Consider the following 20,480-nt stretch of genomic DNA (forward strand, 5'->3'; position numbering starts at 1 on the left):
CCAATCCGTGAAAGACTTATTGAAGTTTCTGAAAGCGCAAACTAAGACCGAAGAGTTTGATGCGATCAAGATTGCTCTGGCATCGCCAGACATGATCCGTTCGTGGTCGTTCGGTGAAGTTAAGAAGCCGGAAACCATTAACTACCGTACGTTCAAACCTGAGCGTGATGGCCTTTTCTGCGCCCGTATCTTTGGGCCGGTAAAAGACTACGAGTGCCTGTGCGGTAAGTACAAGCGCTTGAAGCACCGTGGTGTCATTTGTGAGAAGTGCGGCGTTGAAGTAACCCAGACTAAAGTGCGCCGTGAGCGTATGGGTCACATCGAACTAGCTTCTCCAACTGCGCACATCTGGTTCCTGAAATCGCTGCCATCTCGCATCGGTTTACTGCTAGATATGCCACTGCGTGACATCGAACGCGTACTGTACTTCGAATCCTATGTGGTTGTTGAAGGCGGTATGACCAACCTCGAGCGTCGTCAGATCCTGACTGAAGAGCAGTATCTGGACGCGCTTGAAGAGTTTGGTGATGAATTCGACGCCAAGATGGGTGCGGAAGCTATTCAGGCTCTGTTGAAAAACATGGATCTGGAAGCTGAGTGCGAGCAGCTGCGTGAAGAGCTGAACGAAACCAACTCCGAAACCAAGCGTAAGAAGCTGACCAAGCGTATCAAGCTGCTGGAAGCGTTCGTACAGTCTGGCAACAAGCCAGAGTGGATGATCCTGACCGTGCTGCCAGTATTGCCACCGGATCTGCGTCCGCTGGTTCCACTGGATGGTGGCCGTTTCGCGACTTCCGATCTGAACGATCTGTATCGCCGCGTGATCAACCGTAACAACCGTTTGAAACGCCTGTTGGATCTGGCTGCGCCGGACATCATCGTGCGTAACGAAAAACGTATGTTGCAAGAAGCGGTCGATGCGTTGCTGGATAACGGCCGTCGCGGTCGTGCGATCACCGGTTCTAACAAACGCCCTCTGAAATCTTTGGCCGATATGATCAAAGGTAAGCAAGGTCGTTTCCGTCAGAACTTGCTCGGTAAGCGTGTTGACTACTCTGGTCGTTCTGTAATCACCGTAGGTCCATACCTGCGTCTGCATCAGTGCGGTCTGCCGAAGAAAATGGCACTGGAGCTGTTCAAACCTTTCATCTACGGTAAGTTGGAACTGCGTGGCTTGGCCACCACCATCAAAGCCGCTAAGAAGATGGTTGAGCGTGAAGAAGCAGTAGTATGGGACATTTTGGACGAAGTGATCCGCGAACACCCAGTACTGCTGAACCGTGCACCGACTCTGCACCGTTTGGGTATCCAGGCATTTGAGCCAGTACTGATCGAAGGTAAAGCTATTCAGCTGCACCCGTTGGTTTGTGCGGCCTATAACGCCGACTTCGATGGTGACCAAATGGCTGTTCACGTACCGTTGACACTGGAAGCCCAGTTGGAAGCGCGTGCGTTGATGATGTCTACCAACAACATCCTGTCTCCAGCGAACGGTGAGCCAATTATCGTTCCTTCTCAGGACGTTGTATTGGGTCTGTACTATATGACTCGCGACTGTGTTAACGCTAAAGGCGAAGGCATGGTTCTGACGGGCCCTAAAGAAGCTGAACGTGTTTACCGCGCCGGTTTGGCCTCTCTGCATGCACGCGTTAAAGTGCGTATCACAGAAGAGATCAAGAATACCGAAGGTGAATCCATTCACCAGACCACCATTATTGATACCACCATTGGTCGCGCCATCCTGTGGATGATCGTACCAAAAGGTCTGCCTTACTCGATCGTTAACCAGCCTTTGGGCAAAAAAGCGATCTCCAAGATGCTGAACACTTGTTACCGCATCATGGGTCTGAAGCCGACCGTTATCTTTGCTGACCAGATCATGTACACCGGTTTTGCTTATGCAGCCCGTTCAGGTGCATCTGTCGGTATCGATGATATGGTGATCCCAGCTAAGAAAGCTGAAATCATTGAAGAAGCGGAAACCGAAGTTGCTGAGATCCAGGAACAGTTCCAATCTGGTCTGGTAACCGCTGGCGAACGTTATAACAAAGTGATCGATATCTGGGCCGCGGCTAACGAACGTGTTGCCAAGGCGATGATGGAAAACCTGTCGGTTGAAGACGTGGTTAACCGTGACGGTGTTGTGGAACAACAAGTTTCCTTCAACAGCATCTTTATGATGGCCGACTCCGGTGCTCGTGGTTCTGCCGCTCAGATTCGTCAGTTGGCCGGTATGCGTGGCCTGATGGCGAAACCAGACGGTTCGATCATTGAAACGCCAATCACTGCGAACTTCCGTGAAGGTCTGAACGTACTCCAGTACTTCATCTCCACGCACGGTGCTCGTAAAGGTTTGGCGGATACCGCATTGAAAACAGCAAACTCCGGTTATCTGACCCGTCGTCTGGTTGACGTGGCACAGGATCTGGTAGTGACTGAAGACGACTGTGGTACTCACAACGGCATCATGATGACTCCGGTTATCGAAGGTGGTGACGTTAAAGAGCCACTGCGTGAACGTGTTCTGGGTCGTGTGACTGCAGAAGATATCATCAAGCCGGGTACGGCTGATATCTTGGTGCCACGTAACACCCTGTTGAACGAGAAGACGTGTGACCTGTTGGAAGAGAACTCTGTCGACAGCGTTAAAGTCCGTTCCGTCGTTAGCTGTGAAACCGACTTCGGCGTGTGCGCCAACTGCTATGGTCGCGATCTGGCACGTGGTCACATCATCAACAAAGGTGAAGCCATCGGTGTTATCGCAGCACAGTCCATCGGTGAGCCGGGTACTCAGCTGACGATGCGTACGTTCCACATCGGTGGTGCGGCATCTCGTGCGGCGGCAGAATCCAGCATTCAGGTGAAAAACAAGGGTACGCTGAAGCTGAGCAACGTGAAGTTCGTTATGAACGCTGCGGGCAAGCTGGTTATTACCTCTCGTAACACCGAGCTGAAACTGATCGACGAATTCGGTCGTACCAAAGAAAGCTATAAAGTGCCTTACGGTGCGGTGATGGGCAAAGGTGACGGTGCAGAAGTTAACGGCGGCGAAACCGTTGCTAACTGGGATCCGCACATCATGCCAGTTGTCAGTGAAGTGAGTGGTTTCATCCGCTTCGCCGACATGGTTGACGGCCAGACCATTACTCGTCAGACCGACGAACTGACCGGTTTGTCTTCACTGGTAGTCTTGGACAGCGCAGAGCGTACCGGTAGTGGTAAAGACCTGCGTCCGGCACTGAAAATCGTTGATGCCAAAGGCGACGACGTACTGATCCCAGGCACCGACATGGCTGCTCAGTACTTCCTGCCAGGTAAAGCGATTGTACAGCTGGAAGATGGTATCCAGATTGGTGCAGGTGACACCTTGGCGCGTATTCCACAGGAATCCGGCGGTACCAAGGATATTACAGGTGGTCTGCCACGCGTTGCGGATCTGTTCGAAGCACGTCGTCCGAAAGAACCTGCAATCTTGGCTGAAATCAGCGGGATCATCTCGTTCGGTAAAGAGACCAAAGGCAAGCGTCGCTTGGTCATCTCTCCACTGGACGGCAGCGATGCTTACGAAGAAATGATTCCGAAATGGCGTCAGCTCAACGTGTTTGAAGGCGAAATTGTGGAACGTGGTGACGTTGTTTCTGACGGCCCAGAATCTCCACATGACATTCTGCGTCTGCGTGGTGTGCATGCGGTTACTCGCTACATCACCAACGAAGTGCAGGAAGTTTACCGTCTGCAAGGCGTTAAGATTAACGATAAGCACATCGAAGTTATCGTTCGTCAGATGCTGCGTAAAGGCACCATCGTTAGCGCTGGTGGCACTGAGTTCCTGGAAGGCGAGCAGGCTGAAGTGTCTCGCGTCAAGATTGCTAACCGTCAGCTGGCAGCTGAAGGTAAAATCGAAGCAACCTTCTCGCGCGATCTGCTGGGTATCACCAAGGCATCCTTGGCAACTGAGTCCTTCATCTCCGCTGCATCGTTCCAAGAAACGACGCGTGTTCTCACCGAAGCGGCAGTTGCCGGTAAGCGTGATGAACTGCGCGGTCTGAAAGAGAACGTTATCGTTGGCCGTCTGATCCCAGCCGGTACCGGTTACGCTTATCATCAGGATCGTATGCGTCGTCGTGCACAGGGCGAAACACCGGTTGTTCCGCAAGTGAGCGCGGAAGAAGCGACTGCTAACCTGGCCGAACTGTTGAATGCAGGCTTGGGTGGTAGCGACGACGAGTAATCGTTGAATAGGGCGTGATTATGCGCCCTTAGCTAACCAGATAAACCGCTCCCCCTTAGTGGGAGCGGTTTTTTTTGCATTAAAAGCAGTTAATTATTGAATGATTTTCCAAGGTTTACCTTCACCAGTTCCTGAGGTAGTACCCGGTTCGTCTCCTTTTGTCCACCATTGAGCTTGGTAGTTTTTCCCTTTCCAACTGACTTTTTCATTGCTGTTATAAGCCACGCTGGCCTGCCATTGTGGATAATCGCCGGATGGCTGAGGCGTTGGCGTTGGTGTTGGTGTTGGTGTTGGTGTTGGTTCCGGTGTCGGTTCAGGAACGGGTACCGGAGTGCTGGTTGGCGCAACCTTGAGTGAATAGCTCACACTGGCTGACGAGGCACCTTTACTGTCTTTAACTATTAGGCTAAAGGTGAAGCGTGTCGTAGCGGTCACCGTTGGAGCAGTAAACTCCAATACCGCAGCGGTGTTACTATTTGCTGTGATACCGGTTGGTACCGTCCACTCATAACTCAGGGGATCGCCCTCGGCGTCGGTTGAACCTTCGGCTGAAAGTTGCACGACCGAACCACTCATCACTTGCAGAGCAATATTACCTTTTGGTGGTTGATTTTCTGGGGTTGGGATCGGTTCTGGTGTTGGCGCTGGTACATCACCAGTGATGTTGATCCCCTCGAAGTAGAACGGAGCCATATCGATGACTTTGTTTTGGATTGTACAGCCTAAACCTTCACGGGCAGCATTCACCAGCACACCGTTGTCCTGCTCAATGGTCCAGGTAAAAACGCCACCTAATTGATGCTTCACTGCATACTCACCTTTGGCTTTAACCGCCCGCGGGGTGTCAAAGGACATAAACAGTTTGCTCTGCGGGTTATACAAATAATCAGCATCAGCGATTTTATCGGTATAAACATTAAAACCATTACGACCCTGCTTATTTTCTAAATCCAGATAATTATAAATAATATCGTACCATTCACTACAACCTGATTCGAAGGTGCCGGTTGTAGTTCCTTGGCCTGGAGAATAAGTTCCTTTCAGCGGTGAGAATGTTTCGATTTGGGTATTTCTGCCATTGCGGGAATAGGCGGCATAACCGATGTTGATTCGATCCGATGGGAAACCCTCACTGATCAGGTAATTCACTACGGAGTCCACACTCCAACCAGCCGTTTTTAGTGGCAGCAGGTTGGTTTGGTGAGTTAATTCTGTTGCCCAAGGTGTACCAAAGAAATCATAAGTCATTACGTTGATTGCATATAAACCTGCATCCAGTAATTGCTTAACGTTTGAATAACCTAATGTTTCGACAACCGCCGAACTGGCAATACTGATTTTCACATCATTGCGCCCGGCTTTATCCAACTGACTACGCAATTCTTTCATCAGCAGAACATAATTATCACCATCTTCTGGGCCATATGGATTATTGTTGCCTGGGTTATTTGGGTATTCCCAATCAATATCTACTTCGCTGAACATCGGGAACTGTTTGAACAGTTTCACCACGCCAGCAGCAAAAGTTTTACGGCGACTGTCGGATTTTGACATGTTGTGGAAACCATTACTCATGGTCCAACCACCTATGCTCATGGACAGAACCAGATCGTGGTCTTGTGACTTAGCTTGTTTCTGGAGTTCCCGCAAACCGCCGATCACACCTTTTGATTGTTCTTGCGTCACTGTTGCGGGTTGAATATCGACCCAGCCGGAAGGGACGTTACAGTTTCGTGAGGATTGGAAATCACCCCAAGGATCGAGGAAGGTGGGTTCATCTTGGACTTTATTGGTTTGGCTGGCGGCAGTATTAATCGTGGCTGCTTTTTCTCCTTGATCGCCGACAATACCGAGAAAACCGATAATCAATTTATCGTAGGCGGTTGGGGATAGGGTGGCTAGATCAATACCGCGACCACGATTGGGTTTATCCATTAAACCATCAAGGCGACCATCGTATTGAGACCAATCGGTATAATAACCAAATACCTTAGGTTTGTTTTGCGTATTGTACTTATTATAAACATTCTTTTTAACCCGGCCTGAAGTATAGCTATAATTTTCCACTTCAGTTGCTGGATTGAATCCATCGGATTTATAGCATTGTTCACTGAGTGAATCTTGGGTAATTAATTTGCTATCTGTCATGATTTCTCTCTCTTATATTATTTTGAAATTTCTTGGTTACGGCCAGCGCAGAATAGGTTGAGAGAGCGAAATGATAAAATCACAATATATAAATAAATTTAGTATGAGTATTATGAGGGTATATTGAGGTTTATTGATGGGATGTCAGTGATTTTGGCTTTCTCTTGTCCGGATATATACCCGTCATACTTGAAGCTGCATCTTTGTTGGCTACGCTCACGCACCCCAGTCACTTACTGGAGTAAGCTCCTGGGGATTTATTCGCTTGCCGCCTCAATGCAACTCCAATTATTTAGGGTATATATACAATGAGAAATAATGAGATACCGGGAGCGTACGACCAGTCTTCGTACGTCCCGGTGTTTGGTAAGCAGGGCCACTGAGAAAAAAGACCCTGGTCAGTCTCGGTACCGATAACCAACCTCGCCACTATAGCGAGGTGATTTTTTCACTCCAGTGCCACTTTTTCATCTTGCGTAACCTTTCCAACGATTTCTCTATCACGCTGTAACCGTTGCAATTTATTGCGTAGAGCGTCCCAAATAATCGTCCCAATCTTTCCATACCGGTTGCAGGCCAGAACGACTGACTGCTTGCGCCACCAGTTGCGGGCTGCGGCCATCATGTGGTTCGAACTGTTCCAACTCTGGTGGCACATCATCGGCATAACCACCTGGCTGAGTTTTCGAACCTGCGCTGACGCTATTGATTGCCACTGGGATCATATGATCGCGGAAGAACGGAGATTCACGCGTGGAAAGTGAAAGTTCGACGTCGGGCGCAAACAAACGGAAAGCACAAATGAGCTGCATCAACTGGGGTTCGCTCATCAGCGATGCGGGTTCGATACCGCCAGCGCAAGGGCGCAAGCGTGGGAACGAAATCGAATAGCGCGTTTGCCAATAGGTTTGTTGCAGATAGAACAAATGTTCCGCCAACATATAGCAGTCAGTACGCCAACTGTTGGAGAGCCCGATCAATGCACCGAGGCCGATCTTGTCGATCCCGGCGCGACCTAAACGATCTGGGGTCGCCAATCGCCAATGAAAATCCTGTTTCTGGCCACGCAAATGGTGTTGAGCATAGGTCGCAGGGTGATAAGTTTCTTGATACACCATGACCGCGTCCAACCCTAAGGTTTTCAGCTCGGCGTATTCCTCCTGTGTCAGCGGTTGTACTTCCATCATCAACGAACTGAAATGACGGCGGATCTGCGGGATATGCTGGCGGAAATAGTCCATGCCAACTTTGGTTTGGTGTTCTCCTGTGACCAGCAGCAAGTGCTCAAAACCTAACGCCTTAATCGCCGCACACTCGCGCTCGATCTCATCTTCGTCCAACGTTTTGCGCTTAATACGGTTGCTCATGGAAAAACCACAGTAGGTGCAGTCGTTGGCGCACAAATTGGAGAGATACAGCGGCACGTAGAAACTGACTACATTGCCGAAACGTTGACGAGTTAACTGTTGGGCTCGTTGTGCTAACGGTTCGAGATAAGAAGCTGCTGCAGGTGAGATCAACGCCATAAAATCTTCACGCGTTAGCTTCTCTGCATTCAGTGCCAGTTCTACGTCGCGGGCAGTTTTACTGTTGATACGCAGCGAAATATCATCCCAGTCTAATTGCTGCCAGCGGCTACTGAAATCATCGCTCATCAGACAGCTCCTTCAGACTGACTGAGGAACGCGGTCAGTGGGCTGGAAGCGATGGCTACGCGTTGACTGCTACCTAATCCGGCGTTACGTGCTAGTTCTCCAGCCTCCAGAGCCATGCGGAACGCGTTAGCCATTTGTATTGGATCGCGAGCGACGGCGATAGCGGTATTGACCAACACCGCATCGGCGCCGAGTTCCATTGCCTCTAATGCGTGGCTGGGAGCGCCGATACCGGCATCGATCACCACCGGTACTTTGGCCTGTTCGATAATAATCTCTAGGAAATCACGGGTGCGTAGACCTCGGTTAGAGCCGATCGGTGCGCCGAGTGGCATCACTGCCGCGCAACCGACTTCCTCCAAACGTTTGCATAACACAGGATCGGCACCGCAGTATGGCAGAACGACAAAACCTTCCTTAACCAAGATTTCCGCCGCCTTCAGTGTTTCAATCGGATCTGGCAGTAGGTATTTCACATCCGGGTGAATTTCCAGTTTTAGCCAATGCGTACCGAGTGCTTCACGGGCTAACTTGGCGGCGAATACTGCTTCAGTCGCGTTTTTGGCACCGGAAGTATTAGGCAGTAACTTTACGCCTAGTTTTTGCAGTGGTGCCAGAATGGCATCATTGCCACCGCGCAGATCGACGCGTTTCATCGCCATTGTCACCAGTTGTGATCCAGAAGCCTGTAACGCGTCTAGCATCAATTCCGGCGTGGCGAATTTACCTGTGCCAGTGAATAAGCGCGAGGTGAAGGTGGTATCGGCGATTTTCAGCATGTCAGCCTCCGGCAATCGCTTGAAATAACAGAATGTCATCACCGTCTTGCACTAAGCGGTGATTCCATTCGGTGCGAGGAATGATGGTTTGATTGATCGCCAAGGCGGTGCCCGGCTGGTGGCGTTCCAGTTGATCCAACAACGCTGTCACGCTGAGTGACTCTGCCAGCTCTAATGGTTGATCATTCAGCATGATTTTCATGCGCTGCCTCCACAAACGGGGCAGGAGTTCGCTCGACTTAGTTGCAAGGTGCTCCAACTTTGCTGTTTACCATCAAACAGGCGCAGTTTTCCGCTCAATGAAGAGGGCATTCCCGCCAGCATTTTGATTGCCTCGAGCGCTTGTAATGTGCCGATCACGCCAACGACAGGGCCAAGTACCCCAGCGGTGCGACAGTTGCGTTGTGGCTCGGTTTGTTCTGGATATAAACAGGCGTAGCAACCCTGAATATACGGCGGCTCAATCACCAGTAGCTGACCGCTAAAACCGACGGCACTGCCGCTGATTAACGGCTTTTTAGCTGCGACACAGGTGACATTGACCGCATGACGGGTTGCCATGTTGTCGCTGCAATCCAACACCAAATCGGCGCGGGCGACGGCATCAGTCAACAAATTACCTTGTAGTCGTTGTTCCAGCGCGATGGATTCCACCAGTGGATTCAACGCCTGTAACTGTCGTTGCGCCAATTGCGCCTTGCTGTGCGGAACATCTGCAGTGCGATACAGAATCTGACGTTGCAGATTGGTGATATGCAGTTTGTCATCATCGGCTAATAGCAAATTACCCACACCCGCAGCAGCCAGATACAGTGCGGCGGGGGAACCCAGTCCTCCCAGACCAACGATTAATACGCAGGATTGCTTCAACTGCTCCTGACCTTCGGAGCCGACATCTTCTAGCAGCAACTGGCGGCTATAGCGCAAAAACTCCTGATCGTTAAGCATGTGAGAACTCCTTGCCTTCAATCAGTTGCAGCAATTGTGCAGTGGCGGCACGCCAGTCGGTGGCTTTGGTAATGGCGCTGACGACGGCGATGCTGCCAACGCCAGAGGCTAATACCGCCGGTACCCGATCGAGGCTGATCCCACCGATCGCCACGGTCGGATAATCATTTAATCCAGCGACATGACGCGTCAGTTCAGCGACGCCTTGAGGTGCTGAAGGCATGTCTTTAGTTTGCGTTGGGAAGATGTGGCCAATGGCGATATAGGAAGGTTTCACCGCGATAGCGCGTGCCAGTTCTACGTCGTCATGAGTGGAAACACCTAAACGCAGTCCGGCTTGATGAATCGCGGTCAGGTCGGTGGTTTGCAAATCTTCTTGTCCGAGGTGGACACCATAGGCTTCGTATTTGATCGCCAATCGCCAGTAATCATTGATAAACAGGCGGGCGTGATATTTTTTACCTAATGTGATGGCGGCAAGAATATCTGCTTCCACCTGCTCTTCAGGGAGATCTTTGATGCGCAGTTGGAGGGTGGTAACGCCTGCATCCAGCAGGCGTTCGATCCAAAGCACGCTATCCACTACCGGATACAGCCCCAGTCGGTGCGGCGTAGCGGGGAAGGGCGTCGTGATATCAGCCATTATTCTCTTCCCCTTGTAGCGCGGTAGCACTGTGATAGAGCTCACTGCCGCGTGAGCGAAACTCCGCTGACATCTGCTCCATACCGGAAAGCACTTCGATCGGCTTGGCCGCTTCTTGTGCAGCAGCGTAGTCGCGCACTTCCTGTGAGATTTTCATCGAGCAGAACTTCGGCCCGCACATTGAACAGAAATGGGCGATTTTGCCGGATTCTTGCGGCAGAGTTTCATCGTGATAGGTGCGGGCAGTGGCAGGATCGAGTGCCAAATTGAATTGATCTTCCCAACGGAATTCGAAACGAGCTTTCGACATGGCGTTATCGCGGATTTGCGCACCCGGATGACCTTTTGCCAGATCGGCAGCGTGTGCGGCGATCTTGTAGGTGATCAGCCCTTGTTTGACGTCCTCTTTGTTCGGCAAGCCGAGATGCTCTTTCGGCGTCACGTAACACAACATCGCACAGCCGAACCAGCCAATCATTGCGGCACCGATGCCAGAAGTGAAATGGTCGTAGCCCGGGGCGATATCGGTGGTCAATGGTCCTAAAGTATAAAATGGTGCTTCGTGGCAGTGCTCCAACTCTTCAGTCATGTTGCGGCGGATCATCTGCATTGGCACGTGACCGGGGCCTTCGATCATCACCTGTACGTCATACTCCCAGGCGATCTTGGTCAGTTCACCCAGCGTGTGTAGTTCAGCGAATTGAGCTTCATCGTTGGCATCCTGAATTGAGCCGGGGCGCAGGCCATCACCCAACGACAGCGAGACATCATAGGCGGCGCAGATTTCACAAATTTCACGGAAATGCTGATAGAGGAAGTTTTCCTGATGATGCGACAGGCACCATTTCGCCATGATCGAACCGCCGCGCGATACAATACCGGTTAGGCGTTTGGCGGTCATCGGTACGTAACGCAACAACACACCCGCATGAATAGTGAAGTAGTCGACGCCTTGTTCGGCCTGTTCCAGCAAGGTATCGCGGAACATTTCCCAAGTTAGGTTTTCCGCCACGCCGTTGACTTTTTCCAACGCCTGATAGATAGGTACGGTGCCGATTGGTACTGGGCTATTACGTAGGATCCATTCGCGGGTTTCGTGAATATAGCGGCCAGTCGATAAATCCATCACGGTATCCGCGCCCCAACGCGTTGACCACACCAGTTTCTCGACTTCTTCTTCGATCGAAGAGGTCACCGCCGAGTTGCCAATATTGGCGTTAACCTTCACCAAGAAGTTACGGCCGATGATCATCGGTTCAGATTCGGGGTGATTAATATTCGCAGGAATAATGGCGCGCCCGGCGGCGACTTCGGCTCGGACAAATTCCGGCGTGATATTTTCCGGCAGATTAGCGCCCCAGGCTTGCCCTGGATGCTGCTGACGCAGTACTTCGCCACGAATGCGCTCACGCCCCATATTTTCACGGATGGCGATGAACTCCATTTCCGGTGTGACGATGCCTGCACGTGCGTAGTGCAATTGGGTGACGCACTTACCGGCCTGCGCTTTACGTGGCTGTGGCAAATGTTCAAACCGCAAATGATCTAAACCTTCATCCGCCAGACGTTGCTGGGTGAAGCCGGAACTGACGCTGTTTAAGGTTTCGGTATCGTTACGTTCGATAATCCAGTCAGCGCGTAGTTTGGCTAACCCGGCGTGAACGTCCAATTTGGCTTGCGGATCGCCATACGATCCCGCGGTGTCATAGATTGGAATGGCTTCGTTAGGTTCGTATTGCGGGTTGTCTTTGCTGCCGCCGATCAGCGTCGGGCTAAGTTGGATCTCACGCATTGGCACCTGTATGTCACTGCGTGAACCTTCAAGGTAGATACGACGGGAGTTAGGGAAAACAACACCTTGTAGAGTATTGATAAACTGCTGAGCGTCTTCACGTTGTTGCTTGCGGGGACGGACATTATTCATATTAGACATAGCAAATTCCTACCAGTGTGGTGAGTTGGGAAAATTGCTTGTCTGGAGCTTGGCGGGAGTAACGATGGTGACCAGCAAGACAAACTGCGGTGATGCACTTTGTCTGTGGTAATTGATTACTCTTGTTCCCTTCGCGGGTACTAACCCGATCAGGTTCCGCGGATCCCGAATTAACGGTCTCAGCCTGGCTAGCTTAAAAGTTAGCACTAGGCACTCCGACAAGAGCCTCCAGTATAGGAGGGGAAATAAAAAAAACTACAAAATTTTAACTTGCTTAACCGGTAGCGCTATTCGGTTGCCAAGTTTCCTCTGCCAACTGGATCAGCTTATCCTCTAAAGTGAAGCGAGCCGCCAGCGTTTCACCGATGTTTGACAGTGCCTGATTGAGTTCCAGACATAAATCATCGTCGATTTCGACATTGGTATAGTGGTCGTGGAAGGCCATAATCTTTTCGGTATTGGCCCACAATTTGGGATAAACATTGACCGCCAAACTCATTTTCTGACTGGAAGCGCTTTCTACCTGCTTGATAATCTTGTCATAACAGTGAAAATGTCCGGTAGACAGGTAATCCACCAGATTATGGCAAAAGTTCTCCAGCGCTTTTTCATTTAGCGGCGTATGCTTTTCTTTATTCGGTTTGATACCCACCAAGCTGCAATAGGCGACCAGTAACTGTTTTCGAGCTTGCAGCCATTGGTCAACTAAGTCATTACTACCACCAACGCGCTGAGTCAGGCCGTCCAATCGGTTGAGCATGATTGACTCCGTAAGTAAGAAAAAGTAACGATAAGTTGTGAAAATGTAACAAATACCATTCCTAGATTGCCAGTGAAGCTGAGGTTGTGCAACAACGATATGGAACTTGCATTAACAGGTAATGAATATGGCTGGTGGATCGTCAGCCATGAAAGCAAACTTTGGTTACCGAATGGTGAATTGCCATTGGGTAGCGCCGATCAATTCGCACTGACGGGAAAAGCGGCTCGACAGATTGGTGAATGGGAAGGTTCTGCGGTCTGGTTGGTACGCCAAGCTATGCCGAATGAAATGGGCTCGGTCAGACAAGTGCTAGATCTGGATCGCGGCTTATTCCAACTCGCAGGACGCGGTGTGCAACTGGCGGACTTCTATCGCTCCCATAAATTTTGTGGCTACTGTGGTCATGAAATGCACCTAAGCCGCACCGAAAACGCCTGCCTGTGCGGTAACTGTCGCGAACGTTATTATCCGCAAATCGCCCCTTGTGTCATCGTCGCTATTCGCCGCGATGACAAAATTCTGCTGGCGCAACATGTGCGGCATCGCGGTGGTATTCATACCGTGCTGGCTGGATTCGTCGAAGTCGGTGAAACGCTGGAACAGGCCGTCGCGCGTGAAGTGATGGAAGAAAGCAATATTGAAATCAAAAACCTGCGCTATGTCACCTCGCAGCCTTGGCCGTTCCCACACTCATTGATGATGGCCTTTATGGCCGACTATCATCGCGGTGAGATCTGCCACGATCCGAAAGAGCTACTGAACGCCGGTTGGTATCGTTACGATCAATTGCCGTTGCTGCCACCGCCGGGTACGGTCGCGCGGCGGTTGATCGAAGACACGGTGGCGCTGTGCCGGGCAGAATAATGTACAATGGCGCGAGTTGAATCATGGAGCCAAATCAATGAATGAGTTGAAGAACGATCGTTATCTGCGTGCGCTGTTGCGCCAGCCGGTAGATGTGACCCCAGTATGGATGATGCGTCAGGCCGGTCGTTATTTGCCTGAATATAAAGCCACTCGTGCCGAAGCTGGCGACTTTATGTCGTTGTGCAAGAATGCTGAATTGGCCTGCGAAGTCACATTGCAACCGCTGCGCCGCTATGCGCTGGACGCGGCGATTCTGTTCTCTGACATCCTCACCATCCCTGATGCAATGGGGTTGGGGCTCTATTTCGAAACCGGCGAAGGTCCACGTTTTTCTTCCCCTATTACTTGTCGTGCCGATGTAGAGAAGTTGCCAGCCTTCGATCCAGAAGATGAATTGGGCTATGTGATGAACGCGGTGCGTACCATCCGTCGAGAGCTGAAAGGCGCAGTGCCGCTGATTGGTTTCTCCGGCAGCCCGTGGACATTGGCGACCTATATGGTGGAAGGTGGTAGCAGCAAAGCCTTCACCAAGCTGAAAAAAATGATGTATGCCGAACCACAGACGCTGCATCTGTTGCTGGATAAACTGGCAGACAGCGTGATCTTGTATCTCAATGCACAAATCAAAGCCGGTGCTCAGTCGGTGATGGTATTCGATACTTGGGGCGGTGTATTGACTGGCCGTGATTACCGCGAGTTCTCGCTGCATTACATGCATAAAATCGTTGATGGCCTATTGCGTGAAAATGAGGGGCGCCGTGTACCGGTGACGCTATTTACCAAAGGTGGCGGTCAGTGGCTGGAGGCAATGGCCGCGACCGGTTGTGATGCGCTCGGCCTTGATTGGACAACCGATATTGCCGATGCGCGTCGTCGCGTAGGTGATAAGGTTGCACTGCAAGGCAACATGGACCCTTCCATGCTGTACGCATCCCCAGAACGTATCGGTCAGGAAGTCGAAACCATTTTGGCTGGTTTTGGGCAAGGTGAAGGTCATGTCTTCAACCTTGGGCACGGTATTCATCAGGATGTACCGCCAGAAAATGCCGGTGCTTTTGTGGAGGCGGTACACGCGTTGTCCGCTAAATACCACAAATAAGGAGATAACGTGATTGATACTCAGGCATTGCGTGCGGAACAACTCCAGCGCGCGACCGATGTTATCCGCCACGATGATTTTCTGTGTAACCCACCCGCGTTTATCGCGGGTGCCGATGTAGGTTTTGAACAAGAGGGCGCGATCACTCGCGCCGCTATTGCCATCTTACGTTACCCTTCATTAGAACTGGTGGAATACCAGATTGCCCGCATCAGCACCACCTTGCCTTATATCCCCAGTTTTTTGTCATTTCGCGAATATCCAGCATTGCTCGCCGCTTGGGAGCAATTACAACAGAAACCTGACCTGCTATTTGTCGATGGTCATGGTATTTCGCATCCTCGTCGGTTAGGTGTCGCCAGCCATTTCGGTTTGCTGGTGGACGTTCCTACCATCGGAGTGGCAAAAAAGCGTTTATGTGGCAAGTTTGCGCCATTAGAGACTTCTGTCGGGGCGCTATCCTCATTGGAAGATAAAGGTGAGCAACTCGGTTGGGTGTGGCGCAGTAAAGCACGCTGTAACCCATTGTTTATTTCTACCGGACATCGTGTCAGCGCTGATAGTGCGCTTGCGTGGGTGCAACGCTGTACGCAGGGCTACCGTTTACCTGAGCCGACTCGCTGGGCCGATGCCATTGCCTCACGCCGTCCGGCCTTCCTACGCTGGTTACAGCAGCATCCGGATCGGTTACACTGCGCCGCAGATAACGCCTAAGAGACAAAATAATGTTACGTAACCCGATTCATTTACGGCTGGAAAAACTAGAAAGCTGGCAACATTTGACCTTTATGGCCTGTTTGTGCGAGCGTATGTATCCGAACTATCAGGCTTTCTGTTTGAAAACTGAGTTTGGTGAGCCTGCTATTTATCGCCGTATCTTGGATTTGGTATGGGAAACTTTGGTGGTGAAAGATGCCAAAGTGAACTTCGATAGTCAGCTTGAGAAACTGGAAGAGGCGATCCCGTCGTCAGAAGATTACGATCTTTACGGCGTTTACCCGGCGATCGACGCCTGTATCGCATTAGGTGAACTGATCCATTCACGTCTTAGCGGCGAGACGCTGGAACACGCCATCGCGGTTAGCGAAACGTCAATTCGCACCGTGGCGATGTTGGAAATGACCCAAGCTGGCAAAGAAATGACCGATGAAGAGCTGAAAGTGATACCCGCCATCGAGGAAGAATGGGACATCCAATGGGAAATTTTCCGCCTGTTGGCTGACTGTGAAGAGCGTGACTTAGAACTGATCAAAGGGTTACGATCTGACTTGCGCGAGGCTGGCGTTAGCAACATTGGTATAAATTTAACGCAATAAGGCAAGAAAACGTGATTTAACGCCTGATTTGTTGTGCCTTAAGGCTTCACATCCGCACCCTGTCTGGTCTACATTTGGGGGGCGTAAAAAAAGTGGCTATCGGTGCGTGTATGCAGGGAGTGCTGTCCATCGGCATATCCGTCGCACTCGATGCTTTGCAAACGATAAACACACTGTAAGGATAACTTATGAACAAGACTCAACTGGTTGATGTAATCGCGGATAAAGCTGACCTTTCCAAAGCACAGGCTAAACTGGCTCTGGAGTCTACTCTGGACGCAATTACTGAGTCTCTGAAAGGTGGTGAAGCAGTACAATTGGTTGGTTTCGGTACTTTCAAAGTGAATCATCGTGCTGAGCGCACTGGCCGCAACCCACAAACTGGTAAAGAAATCAAAATCGCAGCAGCTAATGTGCCTGCGTTCGTTTCTGGCAAAGCACTGAAAGACGCTGTTAAGTCATAATTGCGTGTTAGTGAAAAGATTAAACAGAGGGGCGATGACGCCCCTTTTGTTTGTCCGTCGAGCGCTCACAGCGATGGGTATTGCCAGTCTCTTGAGCGCTTGTAGCTGGAATGAAGATCCTCCCACCTTTACCGCTAGCGGCTATGTGGCTGATCAAGGCGTGGTTCGTCTGTGGCGCAAAGATGACGAACAACAGCGCCCGTTGGTGGTGATGAGCGTCTACAGCCCTTACAGTGGACCAGGTACGATAACGACACTGTATGAGTATCAAAACGGCGTATTAAGCCAGATTAAGCGTACCGATGCCGATGGTGATCGAGATTCCATCCTGCTGCGTTTTACCGCCGATGGCTCGGTGAGCTTTATGCAACGTCAGTTGGCGACGCGTCGTGAACAACTTTCCAGTGACGATATTGCCCGCTACCAAAATCAGGCGCGGCGTATTTTGGCACTGACCGATGCCCAGCGTGTGGGTAACGTCAAATTATTGCAGGGGCGTTGGCAACATGGTGTGGTGCAAACCTGTAATGGTGATAGCGTAAAACCAGAGTTAGATGGTAGTTCCACTGCTTGGGTAGAACGGCGAGCAAATAGCAGTAGCCAACCAGTGAATATTGCTTGGCTGGCGGCACCTGAAGGCAGTGAATTGTTGCTGGTGGCAAACGAAGATTTTTGCCGTTGGGAACCGAAGGAAAATACGCTGTAGGACGCAGCGGATTACGTCCTACAGACGGTCAGATTATTTGCCGCGTGCGATCGCGCGATAGCCAATATCCTTGCGGCAGAAGCTGTCCTGCCACTGAATACCTTCTGCCAGTTGATAAGCACGTTGCTGAGCCTGTGCCACGGTGTCACCCAAGGCTGTGACGCAGAGCACACGCCCACCGCTGGTGACGACATCATCACCCTGCATCCGCGTACCAGCGTGGAACACTTTGCCATTGGCACTTTCCTGCTGCGGCAAACCGTGGATCACATCGCCATTACGATAATCGCTTGGGTAACCACCGGCAGCCAACACCACACCGAGCGCCGGACGATCGTCCCATTCAGAGGTTTTCTCACCCAATTTACCCTCGGCGCCAGCCAAACAGAGTTCAACTAGGTCAGAACGTAGACGCAGCATGATAGGCTGGGTTTCAGGATCGCCAAAGCGGCAGTTGAACTCGATCACCTTCGGTTGACCGTCTTTGGAAATCATCAACCCGGCATACAGGAAACCGACATAGGTATTACCTTCCGCCGCCATACCGCGCACGGTGGGCCAGATCACCTGATCCATGGCACGCTGGTGGACTTCATCGGTAACGACCGGAGCCGGGGAGTAGGCGCCCATACCGCCCGTGTTCGGGCCGGTATCACCGTCACCGACACGTTTGTGATCCTGACTGGTGGCCATTGGCACCACGTTCTCGCCATCGACCATCACGATAAAACTGGCTTCTTCGCCATCAAGAAACTCTTCAACCACAATGCGGTGACCGGCGTCACCGAACGCGTTACCTGCCAACATATCCTGAATCGCGTCTTCGGCTTCTTGCAAGGTCATCGCGACGATGACCCCTTTACCAGCCGCCAGACCATCGGCTTTAATAACGATCGGGGCGCCTTTGCTACGAACATAAGCCAAAGCGGGCTCGACTTCGGTAAAGTTCTGATATTCCGATGTTGGGATATTGTGGCGAGCCAAGAAATCCTTGGTGAAGGCTTTGGAGCCTTCCAATTGAGCGGCGGCTTGCGATGGGCCGAAGATTTTCAGGCCTGCGGCTTGGAAAGCATCGGCCACACCAATCACCAACGGAGCTTCTGGACCAACGATGGTCAGGTCGATGTCATTTTCTTTGGCAAAGGTTACTAATGCGGGAATATCGGTCGCCGTGATAGCGACATTTTCCAGATTGGCTTCCAATGCTGTACCGGCGTTACCTGGAGCGACATAGACCTTATCCGCTAGCGGAGATTGAGCGGCTTTCCACGCCAGCGCATGTTCACGCCCACCGTTGCCGATAATCAAAATATTCATTTGTTGCTCCACAATTAATGACGGAAATGACGCATATCGGTGAAGATCATCGCAATGCTGTGTTCGTTCGCGGCGGCGATCACTTCGTCATCACGAATCGAACCGCCCGGTTGAATCACGCAGGTGATGCCTACTGCGGCGGCGGCATCGATGCCATCGCGGAACGGGAAGAAGGCGTCGGAGGCCATCGCGGAGCCTTTTACTTCCAAACCTTCATCGGCGGCTTTGATCCCGGCGATCTTAGCGGAATAAACGCGGCTCATCTGGCCGGCGCCTATACCGATAGTCATGTTGTCGCGTGCATAGACGATGGCATTGGATTTCACGAATTTAGCCACCTTCCAGCAGAACAGGGCATCACGTAGCTCTTGAGTCGTTGGCTGACGTTCAGAAACCACACGCAGATCCGCTTCGGTCACCATACCCAGATCGCGATCTTGCACCAGCAGGCCGCCGTTAACGCGTTTGAAATCTAGGTCGGCAACGCGCTGCTGCCATTGACCACAAGCCAGAACGCGAACGTTCTGTTTGGCTGCCAGCAAATTGCGTGCTTCTTGGCTGATGCTTGGTGCAATAATCACTTCAACGAACTGGCGACTAATGATCGCCTGCGCAGTTACTGCATCCAACTCGCGGTTAAAAGCAATGATGCCACCGAAGGCTGAAGTTGGGTCCGTTTGGTAAGCGCGCTCGTAAGCCGCCAGAATGTCAGCGCCGATCGCTACACCACATGGGTTGGCGTGTTTGACGATCACGCAGGCGGGTTCGGCAAATTCTTTCACGCACTCCAGCGCAGCATCGGTATCAGCGATGTTGTTGTAAGACAGCGCTTTACCTTGTAACTGCTCGGCGGTAGCGACAGAAGCTTCTTGCACATTCTCTGCTATATAGAAGGCGGCTTGCTGGTGGCTGTTTTCGCCGTAACGCATATCCTGCTTTTTGATGTAGTTCAGGTTCAGGGTGCGAGGGAAACGGCCAGAAGGTTGTTCGGTGTCACCGTGATAAGCCGGAACCAGTGCGCCAAAGTAGTTGGCGATCATGCTGTCGTAGGCCGCGGTGTGCTCAAAGGCTTTGATTGCGAGATCGAAACGGGTCTTGAACAGCAGGGAACCATTATTGTTATCCATCTCGGTAATGATAGTGGAGTAGTCGCTGCTCTTAACCACGATCGCGACGTCTTTGTGGTTCTTGGCCGCGGAACGCACCATTGTCGGGCCGCCGATATCAATATTTTCAACCGCATCTTCCAACGAACAATCAGGGCGTGCGACGGTTTGAGCGAATGGGTACAAGTTAACAACTACCATATCGATCGGCTGGATCGCATGTTGATCCATGATCGCATCGTCTTGACCGCGACGACCCAAAATACCGCCATGCACCTTTGGATGTAGGGTTTTCACTCGGCCATCCATCATTTCCGGAAAACCGGTGTAGTCGGAAACTTCGGTAACAGAGAGGCCTGCGTCAGCCAACAGGCGAGCTGTGCCGCCAGTAGAAAGAAGTGTTACGCCACGCTGTGCAAGCGCTTGCGCGAATTCGACGATACCGGCTTTGTCAGAAACGCTGAGCAGCGCTCGGCGGATTGGACGAGGTTGTTGCATGGTTTTA

17 protein-coding genes and 1 riboswitch are annotated in these 20,480 nt (G+C 51.4%); of the genes, 7 read left to right on the plus strand and 10 right to left on the minus strand.

The features are described from left to right. Positions 1–7: 7 nt before the first annotated feature. On the plus strand, positions 8–4,231 hold the full coding sequence (rpoC, locus tag AC3ISQ_RS01405) for a DNA-directed RNA polymerase subunit beta' (RefSeq protein ID WP_489350210.1): 4,224 nt from the start codon (positions 8–10) through the stop codon (positions 4,229–4,231). 93 nt (positions 4,232–4,324) lie between these two features. On the opposite strand, the gene AC3ISQ_RS01410 is transcribed toward rpoC, so the two are convergent. The 8 genes from AC3ISQ_RS01410 to rsd form a co-directional block, all read right to left on the minus strand. After that, complete coding sequence (locus tag AC3ISQ_RS01410) at positions 4,325–6,379, minus strand: glycoside hydrolase family 18 protein (RefSeq protein WP_489350211.1); 2,055 nt, start codon at positions 6,377–6,379, stop codon at positions 4,325–4,327. A gap of 521 nt (positions 6,380–6,900) precedes the next feature. Further along, positions 6,901–8,034, minus strand: a complete 1,134-nt coding sequence (gene thiH / locus AC3ISQ_RS01415; protein WP_489350212.1) for a 2-iminoacetate synthase ThiH — start codon at positions 8,032–8,034, stop codon at positions 6,901–6,903. Further along, a complete protein-coding gene (locus AC3ISQ_RS01420; RefSeq protein WP_489350213.1) occupies positions 8,034–8,813 on the minus strand; it encodes a thiazole synthase in 780 nt (259 codons plus the stop codon). Before AC3ISQ_RS01420 ends, thiH begins: the two co-directional genes overlap by 1 nt. Position 8,814: 1 nt before the next feature. Then, positions 8,815–9,015, minus strand: coding sequence for a sulfur carrier protein ThiS (gene thiS / locus AC3ISQ_RS01425; RefSeq protein WP_489350214.1), 201 nt, complete (start codon positions 9,013–9,015; stop codon positions 8,815–8,817). Next, positions 9,012–9,761, minus strand: coding sequence for a HesA/MoeB/ThiF family protein (locus tag AC3ISQ_RS01430; protein ID WP_489350215.1), 750 nt, complete (start codon positions 9,759–9,761; stop codon positions 9,012–9,014). The genes thiS and AC3ISQ_RS01430 overlap by 4 nt, the downstream gene beginning before the upstream one ends. Then, positions 9,754–10,404, minus strand: a complete 651-nt coding sequence (gene thiE / locus AC3ISQ_RS01435; RefSeq protein ID WP_489350216.1) for a thiamine phosphate synthase — start codon at positions 10,402–10,404, stop codon at positions 9,754–9,756. Before thiE ends, AC3ISQ_RS01430 begins: the two co-directional genes overlap by 8 nt. Next, a complete protein-coding gene (gene thiC / locus AC3ISQ_RS01440; protein WP_489350217.1) occupies positions 10,397–12,337 on the minus strand; it encodes a phosphomethylpyrimidine synthase ThiC in 1,941 nt (646 codons plus the stop codon). Before thiC ends, thiE begins: the two co-directional genes overlap by 8 nt. A 109-nt stretch (positions 12,338–12,446) precedes the next feature. Next, positions 12,447–12,565: riboswitch (TPP riboswitch) on the minus strand. A gap of 46 nt (positions 12,566–12,611) precedes the next feature. Further along, the gene (gene rsd / locus AC3ISQ_RS01445; RefSeq protein ID WP_489350218.1) at positions 12,612–13,097 is read right to left on the minus strand and encodes a sigma D regulator; all 486 of its coding nucleotides are present in this window, start codon (positions 13,095–13,097) and stop codon (positions 12,612–12,614) included. Between the two features lie 99 nt (positions 13,098–13,196). Here rsd and nudC point away from each other — a divergent pair, with 99 nt between their 5' ends. The 6 genes from nudC to AC3ISQ_RS01475 all read left to right on the plus strand — a co-directional run bounded on the left by nudC (position 13,197) and on the right by AC3ISQ_RS01475 (position 17,552). Beyond that, complete coding sequence (gene nudC / locus AC3ISQ_RS01450; RefSeq protein WP_489350219.1) at positions 13,197–13,964, plus strand: NAD(+) diphosphatase; 768 nt, start codon at positions 13,197–13,199, stop codon at positions 13,962–13,964. A 37-nt stretch (positions 13,965–14,001) separates the two neighbouring features. Then, positions 14,002–15,066 (plus strand): uroporphyrinogen decarboxylase, encoded by a 1,065-nt coding sequence (gene hemE, locus AC3ISQ_RS01455; protein WP_489350220.1) that lies wholly within the window; start codon positions 14,002–14,004, stop codon positions 15,064–15,066. A 9-nt stretch (positions 15,067–15,075) separates the two neighbouring features. Continuing rightward, entirely contained in the window at positions 15,076–15,780 is a 705-nt protein-coding gene (nfi, locus tag AC3ISQ_RS01460) for a deoxyribonuclease V (RefSeq protein WP_489350221.1), read from the plus strand. 11 nt (positions 15,781–15,791) lie between these two features. Beyond that, positions 15,792–16,382: a YjaG family protein gene (locus AC3ISQ_RS01465; protein ID WP_489350222.1), complete on the plus strand. Its 591-nt coding sequence runs from the start codon at positions 15,792–15,794 to the stop codon at positions 16,380–16,382. Positions 16,383–16,570: 188 nt separating this feature from the next. Beyond that, positions 16,571–16,846, plus strand: a complete 276-nt coding sequence (gene hupA, locus AC3ISQ_RS01470; protein ID WP_489350223.1) for a nucleoid-associated protein HU-alpha — start codon at positions 16,571–16,573, stop codon at positions 16,844–16,846. 34 nt (positions 16,847–16,880) lie between these two features. Then, positions 16,881–17,552, plus strand: a complete 672-nt coding sequence (locus tag AC3ISQ_RS01475; RefSeq protein WP_489350224.1) for a DUF1481 domain-containing protein — start codon at positions 16,881–16,883, stop codon at positions 17,550–17,552. Positions 17,553–17,585: 33 nt separating this feature from the next. Here AC3ISQ_RS01475 and purD read toward each other — a convergent pair whose 3' ends face one another. Together purD and purH are read right to left on the minus strand one after the other, a co-directional pair. Then, the gene (gene purD, locus AC3ISQ_RS01480) at positions 17,586–18,869 is read right to left on the minus strand and encodes a phosphoribosylamine--glycine ligase (RefSeq protein WP_489350225.1); all 1,284 of its coding nucleotides are present in this window, start codon (positions 18,867–18,869) and stop codon (positions 17,586–17,588) included. 14 nt (positions 18,870–18,883) lie between these two features. Continuing rightward, positions 18,884–20,473: a bifunctional phosphoribosylaminoimidazolecarboxamide formyltransferase/IMP cyclohydrolase gene (gene purH / locus AC3ISQ_RS01485; protein WP_489350226.1), complete on the minus strand. Its 1,590-nt coding sequence runs from the start codon at positions 20,471–20,473 to the stop codon at positions 18,884–18,886. Positions 20,474–20,480 lie beyond the last annotated feature (7 nt).

Source organism: Serratia sp. KH_031 (assembly GCF_057839655.1).

Excerpts from the sequence above, each read along its gene's own strand:
- AC3ISQ_RS01410 (WP_489350211.1), bottom strand. The coding sequence starts at position 6,379 with ATGACAGATAGCAAATTAATTACCCAAGATTCACTCAGTGAACAATGC.
- thiH (WP_489350212.1), bottom strand. The coding sequence starts at position 8,034 with ATGAGCGATGATTTCAGTAGCCGCTGGCAGCAATTAGACTGGGATGAT.
- AC3ISQ_RS01420 (WP_489350213.1), bottom strand. The coding sequence starts at position 8,813 with ATGCTGAAAATCGCCGATACCACCTTCACCTCGCGCTTATTCACTGGC.
- thiS (WP_489350214.1), bottom strand. The coding sequence starts at position 9,015 with ATGAAAATCATGCTGAATGATCAACCATTAGAGCTGGCAGAGTCACTC.
- AC3ISQ_RS01430 (WP_489350215.1), bottom strand. The coding sequence starts at position 9,761 with ATGCTTAACGATCAGGAGTTTTTGCGCTATAGCCGCCAGTTGCTGCTA.
- thiE (WP_489350216.1), bottom strand. The coding sequence starts at position 10,404 with ATGGCTGATATCACGACGCCCTTCCCCGCTACGCCGCACCGACTGGGG.
- thiC (WP_489350217.1), bottom strand. The coding sequence starts at position 12,337 with ATGTCTAATATGAATAATGTCCGTCCCCGCAAGCAACAACGTGAAGAC.
- rsd (WP_489350218.1), bottom strand. The coding sequence starts at position 13,097 with ATGCTCAACCGATTGGACGGCCTGACTCAGCGCGTTGGTGGTAGTAAT.
- nudC (WP_489350219.1), top strand. The coding sequence starts at position 13,197 with ATGGAACTTGCATTAACAGGTAATGAATATGGCTGGTGGATCGTCAGC.
- hemE (WP_489350220.1), top strand. The coding sequence starts at position 14,002 with ATGAATGAGTTGAAGAACGATCGTTATCTGCGTGCGCTGTTGCGCCAG.
- AC3ISQ_RS01465 (WP_489350222.1), top strand. The coding sequence starts at position 15,792 with ATGTTACGTAACCCGATTCATTTACGGCTGGAAAAACTAGAAAGCTGG.
- hupA (WP_489350223.1), top strand. The coding sequence starts at position 16,571 with ATGAACAAGACTCAACTGGTTGATGTAATCGCGGATAAAGCTGACCTT.
- AC3ISQ_RS01475 (WP_489350224.1), top strand. The coding sequence starts at position 16,881 with ATGACGCCCCTTTTGTTTGTCCGTCGAGCGCTCACAGCGATGGGTATT.
- purD (WP_489350225.1), bottom strand. The coding sequence starts at position 18,869 with ATGAATATTTTGATTATCGGCAACGGTGGGCGTGAACATGCGCTGGCG.
- purH (WP_489350226.1), bottom strand. The coding sequence starts at position 20,473 with ATGCAACAACCTCGTCCAATCCGCCGAGCGCTGCTCAGCGTTTCTGAC.